At 59.6% G+C, this 17,609-nt stretch carries 16 protein-coding genes; 3 read left to right on the top strand and 13 right to left on the bottom strand.

Going from position 1 to position 17,609, the window contains the following annotated elements:
• Positions 1-129 precede the first annotated feature (129 nt).
• Positions 130-1,182 carry a hypothetical protein gene (locus PPP56_RS00680; protein WP_353561745.1) on the top strand — a complete coding sequence of 351 codons (1,053 nt, stop codon included), beginning with the start codon at positions 130-132 and terminating at the stop codon, positions 1,180-1,182.
• A 93-nt stretch (positions 1,183-1,275) separates the two neighbouring features.
• Here PPP56_RS00680 and lplA read toward each other — a convergent pair whose 3' ends face one another.
• The 6 genes from lplA to cruF form a co-directional block, all read right to left on the bottom strand.
• The gene (gene lplA / locus PPP56_RS00685; RefSeq protein WP_353561747.1) at positions 1,276-2,286 is read right to left on the bottom strand and encodes a lipoate--protein ligase; all 1,011 of its coding nucleotides are present in this window, start codon (positions 2,284-2,286) and stop codon (positions 1,276-1,278) included.
• 219 nt (positions 2,287-2,505) lie between these two features.
• Entirely contained in the window at positions 2,506-3,630 is a 1,125-nt protein-coding gene (locus PPP56_RS00690; protein ID WP_353561749.1) for a glycosyltransferase family 2 protein, read from the bottom strand.
• A 104-nt stretch (positions 3,631-3,734) separates the two neighbouring features.
• Positions 3,735-4,319, bottom strand: coding sequence for a hypothetical protein (locus PPP56_RS00695; RefSeq protein WP_353561751.1), 585 nt, complete (start codon positions 4,317-4,319; stop codon positions 3,735-3,737).
• A gap of 182 nt (positions 4,320-4,501) precedes the next feature.
• On the bottom strand, positions 4,502-5,203 hold the full coding sequence (locus PPP56_RS00700) for an acyltransferase (RefSeq protein ID WP_353561753.1): 702 nt from the start codon (positions 5,201-5,203) through the stop codon (positions 4,502-4,504).
• A complete protein-coding gene (locus PPP56_RS00705; RefSeq protein WP_353561755.1) occupies positions 5,200-6,174 on the bottom strand; it encodes a phytoene/squalene synthase family protein in 975 nt (324 codons plus the stop codon). Before PPP56_RS00705 ends, PPP56_RS00700 begins: the two co-directional genes overlap by 4 nt.
• A gap of 3 nt (positions 6,175-6,177) precedes the next feature.
• A complete protein-coding gene (cruF, locus tag PPP56_RS00710; protein ID WP_353561757.1) occupies positions 6,178-7,065 on the bottom strand; it encodes a bisanhydrobacterioruberin hydratase CruF in 888 nt (295 codons plus the stop codon).
• Between the two features lie 504 nt (positions 7,066-7,569).
• Between cruF and PPP56_RS00715 the strand changes: the two genes are divergently transcribed.
• Together PPP56_RS00715 and dcd are read left to right on the top strand one after the other, a co-directional pair.
• Positions 7,570-8,271, top strand: coding sequence for a WbqC family protein (locus PPP56_RS00715; RefSeq protein ID WP_353561759.1), 702 nt, complete (start codon positions 7,570-7,572; stop codon positions 8,269-8,271).
• 51 nt (positions 8,272-8,322) lie between these two features.
• Positions 8,323-8,877, top strand: a complete 555-nt coding sequence (gene dcd / locus PPP56_RS00720) for a dCTP deaminase (protein ID WP_353561761.1) — start codon at positions 8,323-8,325, stop codon at positions 8,875-8,877.
• 142 nt (positions 8,878-9,019) lie between these two features.
• Here the strand turns inward: dcd and PPP56_RS00725 are convergent, their stop codons facing one another.
• The 7 genes from PPP56_RS00725 to PPP56_RS00755 form a co-directional block, all read right to left on the bottom strand.
• Positions 9,020-10,246, bottom strand: coding sequence for a serine hydrolase (locus PPP56_RS00725; RefSeq protein ID WP_353561763.1), 1,227 nt, complete (start codon positions 10,244-10,246; stop codon positions 9,020-9,022).
• Between the two features lie 121 nt (positions 10,247-10,367).
• Positions 10,368-12,110, bottom strand: coding sequence for a sodium:solute symporter family protein (locus tag PPP56_RS00730; RefSeq protein WP_353561765.1), 1,743 nt, complete (start codon positions 12,108-12,110; stop codon positions 10,368-10,370).
• 48 nt (positions 12,111-12,158) lie between these two features.
• The gene (locus PPP56_RS00735; protein WP_353561767.1) at positions 12,159-12,461 is read right to left on the bottom strand and encodes a DUF4212 domain-containing protein; all 303 of its coding nucleotides are present in this window, start codon (positions 12,459-12,461) and stop codon (positions 12,159-12,161) included.
• Between the two features lie 95 nt (positions 12,462-12,556).
• On the bottom strand, positions 12,557-13,777 hold the full coding sequence (locus PPP56_RS00740; protein ID WP_353561769.1) for a hypothetical protein: 1,221 nt from the start codon (positions 13,775-13,777) through the stop codon (positions 12,557-12,559).
• Between the two features lie 156 nt (positions 13,778-13,933).
• The gene (locus tag PPP56_RS00745) at positions 13,934-14,107 is read right to left on the bottom strand and encodes a hypothetical protein (protein WP_353561771.1); all 174 of its coding nucleotides are present in this window, start codon (positions 14,105-14,107) and stop codon (positions 13,934-13,936) included.
• Positions 14,108-14,144: 37 nt separating this feature from the next.
• Positions 14,145-16,151 (bottom strand): acetate--CoA ligase, encoded by a 2,007-nt coding sequence (gene acs / locus PPP56_RS00750; protein WP_353561773.1) that lies wholly within the window; start codon positions 16,149-16,151, stop codon positions 14,145-14,147.
• 321 nt (positions 16,152-16,472) lie between these two features.
• Complete coding sequence (locus tag PPP56_RS00755) at positions 16,473-17,528, bottom strand: histidine kinase (RefSeq protein ID WP_353561775.1); 1,056 nt, start codon at positions 17,526-17,528, stop codon at positions 16,473-16,475.
• Positions 17,529-17,609: the final 81 nt, after the last annotated feature.

Genomic DNA, 17,609 nt, shown 5'->3' on the forward strand with positions numbered 1-17,609 from the left:
GGGCGACTGATGGAGCGAAGCGAAATAAGGGAGAGGGGGTTCGAACAAGACAAAACTGCGGTGCCCGATCATTCTATCATTTAGCGTTTATCCACTACCAACTTCTGTAGTACACAATTGTAGTACGCTATGCCCTCTACCGTATACCGTGTTCTCATTGCATGGGGCACGCTCGCACTGCTTGTAAGCGGGTGCTTGCCTTCTGGCTGTGGAACCGGCAGCTTCGACGAGATCACGCCTGCCGATTCCCTCTCGCGTGCGCTTGCGCAGGATACCCCAGCCGACTCGCTCTACCGGGTCCGCCAGATTGAGTCGACCGAGGCACACCCGATCGGCTACCCGCGCACGCTGCATCACCGCCCCGACGGATCGCTCATCGTGTCGGATGCGGAGCGCAACAGCCTGCACCACATTGCTGCCGACGGCACCTACGACCGCGAAGTAGCCAGCGACCGCTTCGACGTGCCCTTCCTGACCGGCGTCGTGGGCGATACGATTTGGGTGTTCAATGCCGAGAGTGACGTCCTGGTTGGCGTGGTAGACGATGAGGTGCTCGATGATGCCGGGTTCGCCATCGAGCGAGCCGACGAGGCTTCGCTTGCGTATACCGCCGCGCATCCTGACGCCTTCTACCTGAAGCTGCTGGGCGAAGACATCGGGTCGACCATCTACCAGTACGACTGGGACGGTACGATGCAGACGGCCTACACGCTGCCCCAGGAGTACTGGCGCTATGCTGGGTTCCTTCGGGTGCACAACGACGAGGTATGGAGCCTATCAGGACTCCGCCCGGTCGTAGATCGCCTGCCCCTCGATCTGTCTACAGCTCCTGCCACGCCCGACACGCTGGCGCTGCACGGCTTTGACTCGCCCATGCTGGAGCGCAGCTATGCTTTCCTGAGAGGCGACACGCACCAGCCCCCCCTGCTCATCCCGTCGGTCGATCTGATAGATGATCGTCTATTTGTGCTGAACGTGCGCTCGGGCTGGATCCAGGTTGATGTGTTTGGGGATGATGGCGCGCTGCAGCGCCGCCTCATTGAAGCAAACCCGCAGCCCAATCGAGACTTCTTTCCGCAAGACCTGAGCGTGCATCCCCATGAAGAGGGATACGACATTACAATCGCCGTGTCTAACCCCGACCCCATGGTGGTAACCTACCGGTGGACGCCCGAGCCGTAACCGGAAGATCGGTGCCCGGTCGCATTGCTGCTACGTGCTGTTATACCGAGAGGCCCGCAAGAGCGCCGGACAGGGTCTGCTACGCCACGTCTGCTACGCTGCGTCTGCTTCATCGCCGGCGTACACCAGGTTTACAAAGTCGGCTCGCTTCAGGCCGCCGAAGTAGTCCGATACGTTCACATCGCTAAGGGCGTCGGCGATGGCACCACGCCGGTACGACACGCCCTCAAGCCGGTCGGCGAGATTCTCTACGTCGCCATGCCCCAGAAAGTCGCCGTAGATAGTAGCCTGTTGGATGATGCCGTTGTCCACGTTGAGGCGCACATCCACCTCGCCGATATCGAAACGGCGCACGCGCTGTACGTCGAAGGCAGGCGACGCGCCGTAATTCCACGCCCACGTGCGATACTTTTTGTCGGCAAGTGCTCGGGCAGCCTCCCAGTCTGCCTCCGTGGGGTCGTAAACCGAGACGTCCTGCGTCTCCTTGAACGATTCCAGCAGGTGTTTGCGCAGGTCGTGCACGGTAAACGCATCTTCCAGAAACTCGCTGATGTTTGCAACCCGGCTGCGAGCCGACTTGTGTCCTTTCGACTCGATCTTGCTCTGCTTTACGTCGAGTGCACGGGTCACCTCGCCCAGGTTACTGTCAAAGAGCAGCGTGCCGTGGCTGAACATGCGCTTCCCGGTTGAATACTGCGCGTTGCCCGACACCTTGCGGTCGTTGACCACGATGTCGTTTCGGCCCTTGAGCTCGGCGGGCACCCCCAGGTCGTTGAGTGCATGCACAACGGGGCGCGTAAAGTGCTCGAAGTTGTTCAGCCGGTCGGGCGCGTAGTCAGTGATGAAGCTGAAGTTCAGGTTGCCAAAGTCATGATATACGGCGCCTCCCCCTGAGACCCGCCGCACGACATGGATATCATTCTCTTCGACGTAGCGGGCATTGATCTCCTCAAGCGTATTCTGATTGCGCCCGATAATGATTGAGGGCTCGTTGATGTAGAAGATCACGTAGTCCTCATCGTCAGGAAAGGTGCGCAGCACATGCTCTTCGAGGGCAAGATTAAGGGTTGGGTCGTTCACCGGTGTGGTGTCGATATAGCGCATAGGCGGGTAGATCAGAAAACGTCAGCAAACAGCACAGAACGAAAAAGCCACAGGCGCATCCGGTTGCTTTAGAAGGACAGCAGATGCACATGCGCTATGCACTACGGGATGCAAACCGGAGAGGTGTCTTGCAGCACGCAACAGATCCGCAACGGACGGCTGTAACGAACGAGGGTAGAGGTGGAGCTCTTCAGGGCGAAGGGGTGTGCTGGCGCGAAATCAGTTTTCGTTCTGCGGAGCGGGCTGTGATGGGGAGGCCGTTGAGCGGGCAGATACAGAGCGTCCTTTCCAGGACACGTTGTGCGTCCAGTGATGCCAGGCCGAATCCAGCTGGATAAGTGCGCCAGCAAGGTAGGAGACGGGGGCGAGCAGCGAAATGTACCACGGGATTCCGTTCCAGGCGTCGGTGGCGGCCTTCAGGCCAAACACGCTAACCCAGAGCCAGGACACGACCCAGGGGGCTACAACGAACGTGGTTGCATAGAAGGCAAACAGCGGCACGAACGCAGCCGGGTGCCCCCCCATGAGCAGATAGGCGTTTTTGCGAAAGCCGCGCCAGGCGTCGTGTGTTGAGGCGTACATGTAGACGGTGAGCTCGCCGCGGATATCCCACAGGTACGGGGTGATGCCCTGCGCTTTCAGGTAGCGGCCAATCTCCACATCTTCGAGCACTTCGTTCTGTGCAGCACGGTGTGGCTCGTGCGTGTGGTAGGTGCCGGCATCGATCATCCAGAACTGCCCGTTTAGCGCGCTGAGGGAAGGCGACGAGATCCACTTCACGAGCGGCCAGGGCAGTCCGGTAAGGATGGCGTTTGGCACGAGGCTGACGATCCAGGATGCCCCGCCTCGCAACAGCGGCAGCCCGGTAGCAAGCGACCGGTCGGGGCGTGCGGCGAACTGGCGGGCCCACTGCATGAGAGCCTCCGGGCTGTTCAGGCGCGTATCGGCATCCAGAAAGACATAGGCACTGCCGTTGGCCTGCTGGCTGAGCCGGTGCAGGGCGTGTGGCTTGCCGAGCCAGCCGTCGGGAAGGGGCGTTCCCGGCATCAGATGCAGACGGTCGTCGTCGAAGCCCTGCACAACGGCAGCGGTGCCATCGGTCGAGCGGTCGTCATAGACCCAGATCTCGAAGTTTGGGTGCGTCTGGTTGAGCAGCGACGGGAGGAGCCGCTGCAGGTTGGCCTCTTCGTTGCGCGCTGGAACGAGCACCGACAGGAGCGGCGGTTCGTCGGAGAGCGGGGGCGCGTCGGCCTGGCGGCTGGTGCGCAGGTAGACCAGGTTCGCGATGAGCACCCCGGCCACACACACATGAATACCGATAAGCAAGCTTGCAAAGAGCGACATGCATCAGGAAAGTCGAACGAGAACATCGAGAAGTGCCGGTGGCCCTGGCGCTCGCTGCAGTCCAGCAAGTGCTGTACGTGCGTATGAGGCGTTCCACCTATAGATTAGACCTGCGGGGGCGATTCCAGGAACTGGCGGTACAGAGGGCGCAGGTCTGCCTGTGCCAGCTCGTCGTGCAACGAGGCGGCCCGGTCATTTTCGTTAGCCTCTTGCAGCGCAATCCAGTGCCAGATCATCGCCTCTTCTTGCTCGATGGGCACGTCATCGTTGATGTCGAGCACAGTGCGAAGCTGCTCGAAGCGATCGGCAGCCATGTGCGGGTTACCGCCCGCCATAGACGGCCGGTAGAGCAGCGACTGCCCTTCGATGAGCAGCACGAACGGGTCGAGTGGATCCTTCTCGCGGGCGGCGTTGAGCAGGTTAACCGAGCGGCGACCATAGCGAATAGCGCCGAGGGTCGAGGCCTCACCGGCGCGGTAGGCCCACAGGCCCGCCAGCAGCGCGAGCTCGCGGGCCGACGCTTCGTCGAGCGAAGACGGAATGTCGCTGAGCACCTCGGCGTCTTCCGTCAGCGGATAGAGCCGGTATCGATAGAGCAGCTCGTCGCTGCGCTCACCTGCTGCTTCAAGTCCAGCACGAAGCTGATCTACATCCTGGTTTGCGTAGTGGATGTGGGAGGAGTCAGGCATGGCAAGCGGCGGGAGCGGTGAGCTGGTTGTTGAGGCAAGCGAGACGCTCAAAACAAGGAGCAGAGGCACGAGGAAGAGCTGGCGCATGCTGCAACGGGCTACGCGTTCAGCGATGGGGCAGGCTCGGGGGGAGCGAGCAAGCGGGTGAGGCACGATTGCAGAGAGCACACGGACAAGACAATTCATTCAGGAAGCAGCTGCTTGAAGAAAGAGGACATCCAGGCAAAGCTCCACCGGTCGGCCGGAGACGTGCGACCATCCATCAAAAGATGCGTGGGGGCATGGGTTGTTTCGCGGAGCGCGTGCCAGCGGTGGCGCAACTGGGTCTCGATGCGTCCGGCGGCATGCATGCTCAGGTCGACAACCGGACCGCCGCCGAGCATGGCGATCGGATGAGGAGCGCCATCCCATGTAACGTAAAGTGCTACGGGCCAGAAGACCGCCTCGGGATAGAGCCGGTGCATGCGAGTGAAGCGTTCGGTGGGATACGGGCCGATGCCTGTGGTAGGAGAACGGAGCACCCCGCTCGGAAAGTATATGAGCGATGCATCGGGATGTCTGTGGAAGTACCGGCTTGTACGTCGCACGGTTGAAGCGCGCGTGCTGGCATCGTCCGCGGGAAACGGCAGGGCGCCAACGGGAGCAAAGAACGGGAAGCGCTCCCATTCCTCCATCCAGACCAGACCGGGGCGGTCGAGACGTTTGCTCAGGAGCAGCCAGAGCAGGTGGCCGTCGTAGAAGTGATGGTGGTTGGCACATACAATGAGCGGCCGGCCGGCTGGCAGCGGGGGCGGCCAGGTGCCATGCCACTCGATGCGCTGAAAAGACCGTTTCAGGTCCCAGTACATCCATGCACGTACCAGATGCGCTGCAAGAGCTCTCATGCCGATTCGAGGGCCCGTGCATCGCGTTTGAGCTGCGCTTTACGGCGGTCGTACGTATCCGCACAGACGCACCATGCCTTGCGTCGTGTAGACACATAAGCGCGGTGGTGGATGTTGTCGTACTCCAGGGCGCGCACCTCATTCATGATCTCGCGATACATACGCGCCGCAGATCGAATGCCGGTGCGCATCCCCCAGGGCAAGGCCGCGATCGCGTTCATGCTGGATGCGTAGCGGACCTCGGCTTCGTGCATCACGGCCTCAAGCAGAGCCGGGTAGCCGTCGGGCAGTGTGGGCCCATCGAGGTCTTCCGGGGCAATGCCGTGCTCCTGCATCCAGTTCGTGGGTAGGTAGATGCGGTCGAGGTGGCGGCGGTCTTCGCCCACGTCGCGCAGAATATTTGTGATCTGCATGGCGATGCCCATGCGGCGGGCTGCTGCCTCCAGGTCGCCGTACGCGTCGGAATCAGCCAGGAAAGGAAGCATCATGGCCCCGACGCTCCCCCCAACCAGGTTGGAGTAGTCAACGAGGTCGTCGAGCGTTGTTATGGGGCGATCTTCGAGATCCCATATGGCGCCTTCAAGCAGCTCGTAGAAGGGCGTACGCCGGAGCTGAAATGTCTGGTTGACGTCGTGCAAGCGGTTCCAGAGGAGCGCGTTGGGCGGGGTGCCGGCGAGGGTGGCATCGAGGGCATCCCAGGTGGCATGCACTTCGTTGAGGGCGGCCTGGGCGCCTTCTTCGAGCACCATATGGTCGGCAATCGAGTCCACCTTGCGGCAGAACAGGTACAGTACGGCGACGGGGATCTGCACGCGCTTCGGCAGCAGGCGAGCTGCCATAGAGAAGGTACGTGAATGATATCGAAACGACTGCCAGAGCCACGTGTCTTGCTCGGCACGGCTGTCTAAGTCGGGAGCCACTACGTCGGGCTCCTGCATCATGTAGGCGTCGTCGGGGGCAGAGGTAAACATACGTTACGCATTCACGGGAATAAGCCGAAAGGCGGTGTCTCGCTTCCACCAGAGCGCCACAAAAGGGATTGCGGTAGCTGCTGCACCGATCAAAACGGCGAGGAACATGCCTTGCAGTGTGAGGATGAGCAGCGGAAAGAGGCAGTTTAGCAGGTAAACAGCAGGGGCCCATGGATGTTGGGTGTTAAGTCCCCCGCCAAGGTACTCATAGCCGACCATGATGAGGTAGCTTACAATGAACCAGCCAATCCAGTTTGAAATGGGCATGCCGTAGTAGAAGCCGCCCTGCGGATACGACCAGAAGGTGACGCTCCCTACCGCGTTCTGCACACCGGCTCCGTTCATGGCAGGGTCGAGCGACACGTCCCACAGCGTCATGAAGGCAGCTGCCACGAGCAGGTATACCCAGCGCGTGTCGCTGAGCCGTCGTGCCAGATCGAACGACACGATTGACATCGCAAACCACGAGGCAGGGATGAAGTAAGGCACATGGTCGGCAAACTTGGGCCCGAGCCAGGTCGTGTATTGATACTCGCCGAAAGGCAGCACCAGGTCGCCGATAGCAAACCATTTCATGGTGCCCATCAGCTCGCTGGCACCCCCAATAAAGCAGCCCCAGAACACAAAGAACGCCATGCGCTTCCAGCCCAGATCCATGCCATACATCAAGATCGCCAAAATGGGCAGCATGGTCATGTACGTCCAGGTCGGCGCACTGATCAGCGTGCCCAGATAGGGGCCAAAATACGACAGCGACGAGGGAACGAGCTGAAGAAGCAGCATGCCCAGCGTGCTAAACAGAATGGAACCGGCAAACAGCGCAAGCGCCGCCAGAAAAAGCCGGTTCACGGTAGCAGCACGTTGATGTTCGGTACGTGGTGAGGAAGACATACAGCGAAGGTGAGGTCAACAAAGGTGAAAAACAGGTCTGCAGGGCGTTGGCGGGTATCAACCGGAACAGTCTGGAGCAGAACAGTCTGGGGCAGAGAGGCACTTCCAGAATAACTTGGCCAGAATAACTTGGCCGCAATGCGTACACAGGGCTGTGGTGCACGCTGCGCCACGCCGATTCATGTAAGTGGTTCTGTGTAGCATTGGTTCGTGGCGTAGCTATATTCTGTCATATTACCTCCTCATCTTGCTCTGCGCGTCAGCCTCGTTCGAGTTGGCACCACAGCGGGTCAGGAGCAGACCACTCAAAACCTGCGTGTGTAGTATACTCAATCAGAAGACAAAAGCGAAGCGGTTCATGAGCTGCGCTTTCAACTGCGTTGTAACAACCGATGTAACAACCCGGCAATCAAGTCGTAGCACACGCGGTTGGCTTTGTAACCCGGCAGGTCTGACCCGAATAACGTCTGTTTTCTCGATACATTCTATGCACGACTACGCCTTATGACGGTAGCGTTACTTCCTCTTGAATACTTCCCTCCGTTGCACAGCGTAGCACTTATGGCAGCGGTCGACCGCGTGGTGTGGGCCGACACCTGGCCGTATCGCCGGCAGACCCGTCAGAACCGGAGCAAGCTGCGCAATCCCAATGGGTGGCAGTGGATCAGCCTGCCTATGTGGTCGCACCAGCATGGGCGTCCGGCGCGCGAGGTGCAGGTCGATGGCAACGTGCCGTGGCATGAGCGCCACTGGCGGGCCTTTATGTATAACTACCGCTCCACCATGTATTTCGAGTACTTCGAAGACGACTTCAAGCCGTTCTTCGACACGCCGCCCCAGGCGCTGCAGCCAATCGCCGAATCGACCACACGCATCACATGCGCCTTCGCACAGGTTGAAACGCCGTTCGTGCGGGCGTCTGAGCTGGGGGCCGATACGTTGAACGCCATCCAGGCAGAGACCGGCGCGGCCAATCTCTGGATCGCACACGAACATGCCAGTCAACTCGGCATTGCAACGGACGACGGAGCCAGCAGCGCTGAGGGCGATCTGTGCACGGTACTTCCGCCCTACGACCATCCGACCTACCGGCAGAACTTCGAGGGGTTTGAGTCGGGCATGGGCGCCATCGACTGCCTCTTTAACTACGGCCCCGAAGCCATTCGCATTATGACCGACGGACTCACAGCGCCCGAGGCGTCATAAGCCCGCTGCGCTACCGATCCCACCTACGTTACTTCCCTACCTACACATCCCATGGTTCTTAACGACGCTCAGATTGCCCAGCGCGCTACCGAACACGACATGATCGACCCATTCGTCGGCCACCAGGTGCGCGACGACGTGGTAAGCTACGGACTCAGCTCGTTCGGATACGATATGCGCGTAGCCGATGCGTTTCGGGTCTTTACGCCTAACATGTTTAACAGCGTTGTCGACCCCAAAGATCTCGACGAACGCGCACTCGTCGAAACAACCACCGACGACCACATCCTCATCCCGCCCAACTCCTATGTGCTGGCCCGGTCGGTCGAGTACTTCAAGATGCCGCGCGACGTGCTGGGCATCGTGCTCGGCAAGTCGACGTATGCACGATCGGGTATCATCGTGAACGTGACCCCGCTTGAGCCTGGATGGGAGGGACACGTCACCATTGAGATCGGAAACGGCACGCCCCTGCCGGCGAAAGTGTATGCCAACGAAGGCATCGCGCAGGTGGTGTTCATGCAGGGCGATGCGCCCCAGACGTCCTACGCCGACAAGAAAGGCAAGTACCAGGGCCAGCGTGGCATCACCCTGCCTCGCCTGTAGATCCCGGCCTGTAGATCCCGGCATGGGTCGCTGGATGTTAGTCGCTGGGTATTGGTCAGGGGGATGCGTACGTAAGTGGCCCGGTGTACCGGCCCTGCCGTTCCCCCGGTACCTGCCTGCTCGTACCGGGTGTCGGCACCGGTCACGGTCCGCTGGCAATCGGTTCGGTGGGTTCGTCGCGAATCGAAAGACGTTCACGGGCCCGCTCGAAGAAGGCATCGTCCCCCATCAGCTGCAGCCCCAGCCCCTGGTCGAGCCCCGACTGCAAGAGGTGGTAGAACACCGCCAGGGGCACGTCTTCCATGAACACCACAACCACACGGGGCGGGCGATCTTCGGCATAATGGGCAACCCCTGCAAAGCTGATCACGCCGGGCATCGCGCCGCCTTTGGAGGCGACACGCTCAATACCTACCGTTAGCGTGTCAAGGCCTGCCGAGCGGTCGAGCATCGCGAACGCCTCGGCCCGCGGATCAGGCGGTGTAGCAGAGGCCATACCTCCGAGTACATCGGCCATGGTCTGGGCCGTCGTTCTGGGGAGCGTGCCCTGAGCCATCAGGCGCTGGTCGCTCAGCGTCAGATTGGTACCCTGCGCTCGAAACCGATCGCGTACCTCACGAGCATAGGTCGTGTCGGCTGCGTAGCGCGATGCTGCAGCATATACAGCTTCGGTAGAGACTGGCTGGGGAGTATCAGACCGCGACCGTAGCGCAGGGGCGGCCTCAGCCCATTCCAGGTAGAGCCCGCTCTTTGGCATAGGAAGCGCATCGACCGAAAAGCCCATCGCCGTTGTCTGATCTTCCAGCACCGGACGCCCCAGCGCGTCGATAAGCCAGTCAAACGAAGGAGCATCGTTGAAGCGAGCTACGGCCTGGGCAAGGTCAGAAACAGCTACCGTGCTGTCGGCATCCAGGGCCCCCTCACGCTCCCAGTAGTCAAGCGTGCGCTGATGGGGCTGCGCATTGACGCCCGGAAGGGTACGGCGGCTTACGTCGGCAACCGGCACACGCTCGGCAGCGTCGAGCGTGCCCGAAGCGACAGCGTCAGCGTAGGCGGTCAGCACCACAATATTCGATAGGTTTACCATGGCTCGCGTGTCCTCTGCCTGAAACGCAATGCCCTGGTCTGTGCGCCCCACGTCGTAGGCAACCAGCGAAGTGGATTCGGGATGAGCAGCAAGATAGTCCAGCACATCCTCAGGGTAGCGCAGTTCTTCGGTCAGCGCCATCCCTTCGTTCATAGCTGTAACGTTGGCCCACATCATCGAGACGGTGTCGCGATTCTGGTAGGCAATAACGCCAACGGCAACCACAAAAAGCCCGAAAGCGATAAGAAGGTGAGTGCCGCATCCAAGGCGAGGACGGTTCATAGCAGGTCGAGCAGAGTAGGAGAAACTAAAACAAGCAGCGGCGCAGCAGGCACGTAGGCCCCCTGCGCCGCTGTTGGGTATGACGCGTGGCGTGGTTGGTTCGCGTTTAGCTATCAGACTGTTAGCTATCAGACTGCGCCGCTTCGCCAAGTTCCTCGGCAGTTAGCGTACGCGGGTAGCGAATCTGCTCAACCAGGTCCTGAACTTCCTGTGGGGGTTCCTCAGTGTTGATCGTGACGAAGTAGGTCACGACGAAGTTGAGGATCATACCCACAAGGCCAATCCCTTGTGCGTTGATGCCAAGGAAGGTTTCGAAGACAGGCTCGGTAACGCCAAACTCGGCAAGGGCAACGTGGGCGCGCATCATGATGATCATGATGAACGTGAAGCTAAGACCGGTTACGATCCCTGCAATGGCACCTTCTTTATTGCATCGCTTCCAGAAGATACCCAGCACAAGAATCGGGAAGAAGCTGGCTGCAGCAAGCCCAAAGGCAAAGGCAACTACCTCAGCAACGAAGCCAAGCGGATAGATCCCCAGGAGCCCGGCGCCGATGATCGCGACGAAGATAATGAAGCGTCCTACACGCAGGCGCTGCTGTTCGGATGCTTCAGGGTTGATGATCTCACCGTACACATCGTGCGCAAGCGAAGAGCTAATCACCAGCATAAGGCCAGACGCGGTAGAGAGCGCGGCAGCGAGTCCCCCCGCAGCAACGAGGCCCACGACCCAGGGCGACAGGTTAGCAATTTCGGGCGTAGCAAGCACGATGATATCCCGGTCGATCGTATCGAGCAGCGCGTTTGCCGACATGCCTTCGCTCCACTGACTGGTTTCGATGAGCCCAGTAGCCGCCCAGGTCTGAATCCAGCTGGTGCGTGGGCTTTCGAGCATTCCCATGGCACCAAGCTCAGAGAACGACTGCAGAATCTCATAGCGTGAGAACATGGCTACTGCAGGCGCAACCGTGTACAGAATAGCGATGAATACGATAGCCCAGAGCGCCGACCAGCGCGCGCTCTTCACCGTCTTAACGGTGTAAAAGCGCACGATGACGTGTGGAAGCCCAGCCGTCCCCGCCATTAGCACAAAGGTGATTGCAAACACATTGAGCATCGATAAATTGGCAAAGGGCCCGCTGTACATATCCAGCCCCAGCTCCTGTTGCAATCCGTCAAGCTGCGGAAGCACCTCGCCGATCGCCACATGTGGAATGGGGCTGCCAGTGAGCGAGAAGCCAATAGCGACCGCCGGGATGGTATATGCTACGATAAGCACGCAGTACTGAGCGACCTGCGTGTAGGTAATGCCTTTCATGCCGCCGAGTACGGCGTATGTAGCTACGATGGCCATACCAATAACTACGCCGATCGTGATGACCTCAACCCCGATGCCCGTGGCCAATGGTTCAACAAGCTCGCCAAGGAAGCGGCTAAACACCACGCCTACGCCACGCATCTGCCCGGCCACATACGTAAACGACACAAAGATAGCCGCAATGGCTGCGATGACGCGTGCGTAGTTCGAGTAGTAGCGCTTTCCTACAAAATCGGGCACGGTGTACTCGCCAAACTTACGAAGGAACGGCGCCAGAAGGATCGCCAGGAGCACGTAGCCCCCCGTCCAGCCCATCAGGTAGACCGAGCCGTCGAATCCCATAAAAGACACGAGGCCAGCCATCGAAATAAAGCTGGCAGCGCTCATCCAGTCTGCTCCAACGGCCATACCGTTTGCAAGCGTCGGCACGCCCTGCCCGGCTACGTAGAAGCCTTTGGTGCTGGTAACGCGACTCCAGATGGCGATACCGATGTATAAAGAGAAGGTCACGACGACCCAGAATGTGGTCCAACCAAGAATACCCATGGATAACAGATCGTTTATTTAAACAAGGAGAGAAGGCGGCTTAGGAGCTTAGTGGGCTGCGCCAGGAGCAGCTGTGCTGTCATCATCTTCTTCGACACCGGCCTGCCGGTCGAGCTGTCCGGTGGCAATTGCGTAGATGAGCACCAGGCTTACGAAGACGAAGATACTTCCTTGTTGAGCCATCCAGAAGCCAAAAGGAATCCCTCCAAAGTCAATGTTGTTAAGTGGTTCGGCCAGAAATATGCTCATCACATATCCGGTAATAAACCAGACCGTGAGCAGGATGAGCGTGCGCCGCATGAGCGTGCGCCAGTATGTTTCGCGATCTATCTCAGGAGCGTTGTTAGCCATGGTCGGGTGCAGGGTTAGTCAACAGAGTATATGCGGGGTGCGTACAGCGGAGAATACAACAGGGGAGGCAGAAAACGCCTCGCAGGAACAGACTGTTAGAAAGAAAGAAACACCGAGAGATTGCCGCGGACGTTCGTGACCGGGTCCTCGCCACTGACGGCGCTGGGCTTGTAGTTGGCGTCGAGGTTGGCGGTGTATTTGGCGGAGGTAACTTCCAGCTCAAAGGCAAACCGGAGGGCGTCGTAGTTGACCGACAGGCGCGGAGCCAGGCGCCATACGTAGTCGATGTTCGACCCACGAGCCGCTTCGCTAAGGTCAGTGCCCACCTCGTCGCGGCTGCCTTCATTGGTGAGGTAGCCAGCAAACAGACCGGGTGCGAGGGTGCCGGTGCCGTCAATGTCGATCCAGGTAGAGAGGATGTCGAGTGGATAAAACTCTTCACGGAAGTTGTTATAGACATAGCCGCCGGTCATCAGGTGGTCAGACAGGCTGGCGCCGTAGGTGGCCTTAGCGCGGATGGTAGCCGGTTCGGTTGTAATGGTGGTGTACACCTGCCCGGCCCCAGTGTAGAAGCGATCTTCGGTGATGATCGGACGCAGCGCTTTGAAGTAAGCGCCGCCTCCTATCATTACGTTGTCGCCATGGTACTGGGCGTGTCCGTGCAGAGCCGGAATGGCCGCCTGCTGCTGCTGTTTGACGCCCGAGACTCCGCGAAAAGGGATGTCGCTAAAGGCATCGCGCTGCCATGCCGTAATGCCGATAAGGTGGAAGGCACCGGGCTTGTAGGTAAAGCGGATCTGAGGCTGGCGCGCAAACGGCTGAAACGGTGCGCCGGTGGTTGTAGCCACCGTCCGGGGAAACGAGGCAAGCGTAAAGAGGGGCGACCATTCCTGCCCGAACAGAACTTCGCGGTCGTCCCAGGTCATCTTGGCAAAAGCGCGGCGCAGGCGAAAGGTGCTTACGTTGGCATCGGAGGCGCCGAAAAAGTCGGACTCAAAGTAACCAGACACCTCGGCCCCCATCGCATCCGGCAGGTCGCCAATGCCGAGGCGCATCCGTGAGAAGAACTGAAACGAGCCCAGGTTGCTTACGTCGGTTGCTTCCGACTCGGGGGCTGGATACAGGTGAAACTCCCCCTCGCGGGCGGCCACAACCTGGCGCGAGTCATACAGATACTCTGACTTCACAAACCCACTCAGGTCAAACGACTGCGCGTTGGCTTTAGGAGGGGCCCATATTAATCCTGTGGCAAGAAGTAGAAACGCGCAGAAACTGCCCCATAGAGCAGGCGTTCGGTGTTCCTGTGTATGCTTCATGGCAGTGTTGATAGATCAAGTCAGCAGGTCATTGGGCGTACATGTGCAGAAGGGCTGGTACGCTCCGATATCAGTGCGCTGCCCAACGCCCCGCAGCTCCATCTGACGGGCGTATAAAAACGGCAGCGCTTGGGTGCGTACCCGGTCCGTAATCTGTTATGTCGTCGACAGCATTCGGGGCTCCATCCCTGTGAGACTGTCGATGGTTGGTTTTCGAGCGCTCAGTCCGGGCTCCATCCCGCGGCTGGGCGTTCGGTGGTTTGGGGCAGAGCGGATGCGCGACATCTGCCCGATATGGGCCGGGTGCGCGCATCCCATAAGCTCTTCCATATACCCATGTTGAGGCGTGTGTTTGTTGGCGCGTGTGTTAGCGTGCGCCACTTACATCCACGCTTTTTCGCTTCTCGATGAGATCTTCTACCACATCAGGATCAGCGAGCGTACTGGTATCTCCCAGGTCATCAAACTCCTGCGAGGCCACCTTGCGGATGATGCGACGCATGATTTTGCCTGAGCGCGTCTTGGGCAGCGACGCCGTAAACTGGATGTGGTCGGGCGTTGCGATGGGCCCGATCTGATCGCGTACATACTGCACCAATTCGCCGCGCAGTTCGTCTGACGGCTCCTCGGTTTTGATAAGCGTGACGTACGCGTAGATGCCCTGCCCTTTCACCTCGTGCGGGTAGCCAACCACAGCGGCCTCGGCAACAGCGTCGTGCGCTACAAGCGCGCTCTCAAGCTCGGCCGTGCCAATACGGTGTCCGCTTACGTTAAGCACATCGTCGACCCGGCCGGTAATCCAGTAGTAGCCGTCTTCGTCGCGTCGGCAGCCGTCGCCGGTGTAGTACTTGCCGGCGTACTGCGAGAAGTAGGTGTTCTCGAAGCGCTCGTGGTTGCGGTACACCGTGCGCATCTGCCCGGGCCACGAGTCGTTGATAACGAGCAGGCCCTCGCAGGCGCCTTCGAGTTCGTTGCCGGCAGCGTCAAGCACCTGCGGCTCAATGCCGAAGAACGGCTTTGCAGCTGAGCCGGGCTTTTGCGGGACAGCGCCAGGTAGCCCGGTGAGCATGATCCCGCCGGTTTCGGTCTGCCACCACGTATCCACAATAGGGCAATTACCATTGCCCACCACGTTGTAGTACCAGCGCCATGCTTCCGGGTTGATGGGCTCTCCTACGGTGCCCAGCACGCGCAGCGACTCGCGGCGGGTCTTTTCGACATGCTCCTTGCCCTGGCGCATCAGCGCGCGAATGGCGGTTGGCGCGGTGTAGAAAATGCTTACGTCGTGCTTGTCAACGACATTCCACAGGCGCGAGGCATCGGGATAGGTAGGCGTGCCTTCGAAGAACACCTGTGTGCCCCCGTTGATGAGCGGCCCGTACACCATGTAACTGTGTCCGGTAATCCACCCCACGTCTGCGGTACACCAGAAGACATCGTCTTCGTGCAGGTCGAAGACGTACTCGTGGGTCATGCTCGTGTACACAAGATAGCCGGCGGTCGTGTGCAGCACCCCTTTGGGCTTACCGGTCGACCCCGACGTATACAGAATGAAAAGCGGATCTTCCGCGTCCATCGGCTCGCAGGGGCAGTCAGCGTCGACCGTTTCGAGTGCTTCGTGATACCACACGTCGCGGTCGGCGTCCCAGTCGATATCGCCGCCGGTGTTCTTAACGACCAGCGTGTGCGTTACATCGGGGCACTGCTCCAGTGCCTTGTCGGCATTGTCTTTCAGGGGAACGCGCTTGGTGCCGCGCTTGCCCTCGTCAGCCGTAATGAGGTAGTGGGATTCACAGTCCTGGATGCGGTCGGCGAGCGCGTCGGGCGAAAACCCTGCGAACACGACCGAGTGCGGCGCTCCGATGCGGGCACAGGCCAGCATCGCATAGGCCGCTTCCGGGATCATGGGCAGATAGATCGTGACGCGGTCGCCCTTCTCCACGCCGTGCGACTTCAGGATATTGGCAAACGTTGCCACACGCTCCTGAAGGGTGTTGTACGTGATGTGCTCCGGATCGTCGGTGGCTGGATCGTTGGGCTCAAAGATGATCGCGGTTTGGTCCCCTTTTCCGGCCTCCACATGGCGGTCGATAGCGTTGTAGCAGGCATTGGTGACACCGCCTTCGTACCAGCTGATGTGCACGTCGCCTGGCTCGTACGAGACATCCTTGACCGTGTCGTAGGGCTCAAACCAGTCAATCCGGTCGGCACACTCGCCCCAGAAGCCTTCCGGGTCCTCAATGGAGCGCTTGTACATCGCTTCGTACTCGGCCATAGAGCCGATATGCGCTTTCTCCTGGAAAGCATCAGAGGGCGGGTACATGTCGTCGCGCCCCGAGTAGGCTGCCGTTACTTGCGAAGATTGCTCACTCATAGTAGTAAAAGTACGTTTTCTGAACGGTTTACTCGAACGACTTAATAATTACTGCCCAGTAATAAAAGGGGGCTGCGCGCTTCCCAAACCCTGCTTCAGTGCACATAATGGAAGCGCTTCGCAATATTGTTTACCAAAACGTAATCAATAGCGAAGACGCTGTCAAGGGAAGTGTTGAATTTTTTCGAAGGTGTAGTGTAGGGACGCCTTCGGGACTGTATGCTTCCACCTATGGAGGACGCATGCATTGTCTATTGGCGAGAGAAGCAGCGCTCGGAAGCGCAGGGGCGTCTGAGCAGACAGGCCGTTATGCCGGCGCGTTTATGCCTCTGCATTCTCAGAAGCAGGCGACTGCGGAAATGCAAATCGGAGAAGGGGCCCCCGCTCGTTCTCCTCAACCCATAGCTGGGCATTGTGCTGGTCGAGCAGTGCCTGAAGGGTTAGCTGCATCATAGAGGTGCGCCACGGGATGACCTTCTGCTTCCAGGTGTCGAGCCGGGTCTCCGTAACGGTACGGCCCCCTTCGGCAGAGAGATCAAGCAGCACAACGCCACCGGTAGTATGTGCATCAGCGGCGCGCAGGTGAAGATGAAGCGCCTGGCAGCGTGTTGCGTTTACGAATCGGTCTCCTACAAAAGCGATGCCCTGGCGCAGCATCTGCGGGGCGATGCGTACCGGTGGAACTCCTCCTGTTGCGTTATCGGCAGCCACGGGAATGTCAAGCACGTCACGCAGGGTGTCGCGCGTCCATGCAAGCAAGGCTGTACCCTCAATCGGTTCGAGGGCGCGCCGCCGCTGATAGAGCGTGGTGTATGTGCGCTCGGTCGTTTCGATGAGCTCGCTAAGCCGGACGCTCTGGCTGGCAATGACATCAGTGAACTGGGAGGCGGCATCGGCTCCCATGCCCGGATATTGCTTCACGGTTTCGATGGCCGCCCGAATGCTTGCGAGGGGCGTGCGCACCGCTTCGATGAGTTGGCGCAGGAGGTCGTCTGCAGGCATAGCCTCGATGGCTGCGGGCGTCTCGCATCGGATAAGCCAGTAGACCGTCTCGTCTACGGTGAGCCTGCGGGCATGCAAGCGCCGGGGACTTCCGTTGATCTGCGCAATGACTGCGCTCGACTCTGAGGTTTGCTTGAGCTGTTTCCAGGAGGCTGCACTTACGCACTCGAGCAACGAGGCCCCGCGCAGTTGGACATGGCGTGCCGTAGCGCCGGCGGATGATGAGGAAGAGGGCGGCGACGGAGATGAAACGCGCAGAGCACCGCTCAGCGTTCGGGCGGCATCAGTATTCCAGGCCACCAGCAGCGCGTCTGCATCGCACACAAAGGCGGGGGCGTCTATCGTATTGAGAAGAGCGTGCTGCCAGGGCGTCATAGCTACGCATCCATCTGAACCCAGAAAATAAAACGGAACGAGGGGGCCATCGGCCTATCTGTTTACTTAACCACCCAACTC

The sequence above is a fragment of the Longimonas sp. genome (assembly GCF_040409695.1).
In the GTDB taxonomy this organism is placed as follows: domain Bacteria; phylum Bacteroidota; class Rhodothermia; order Rhodothermales; family Salinibacteraceae; genus Longimonas.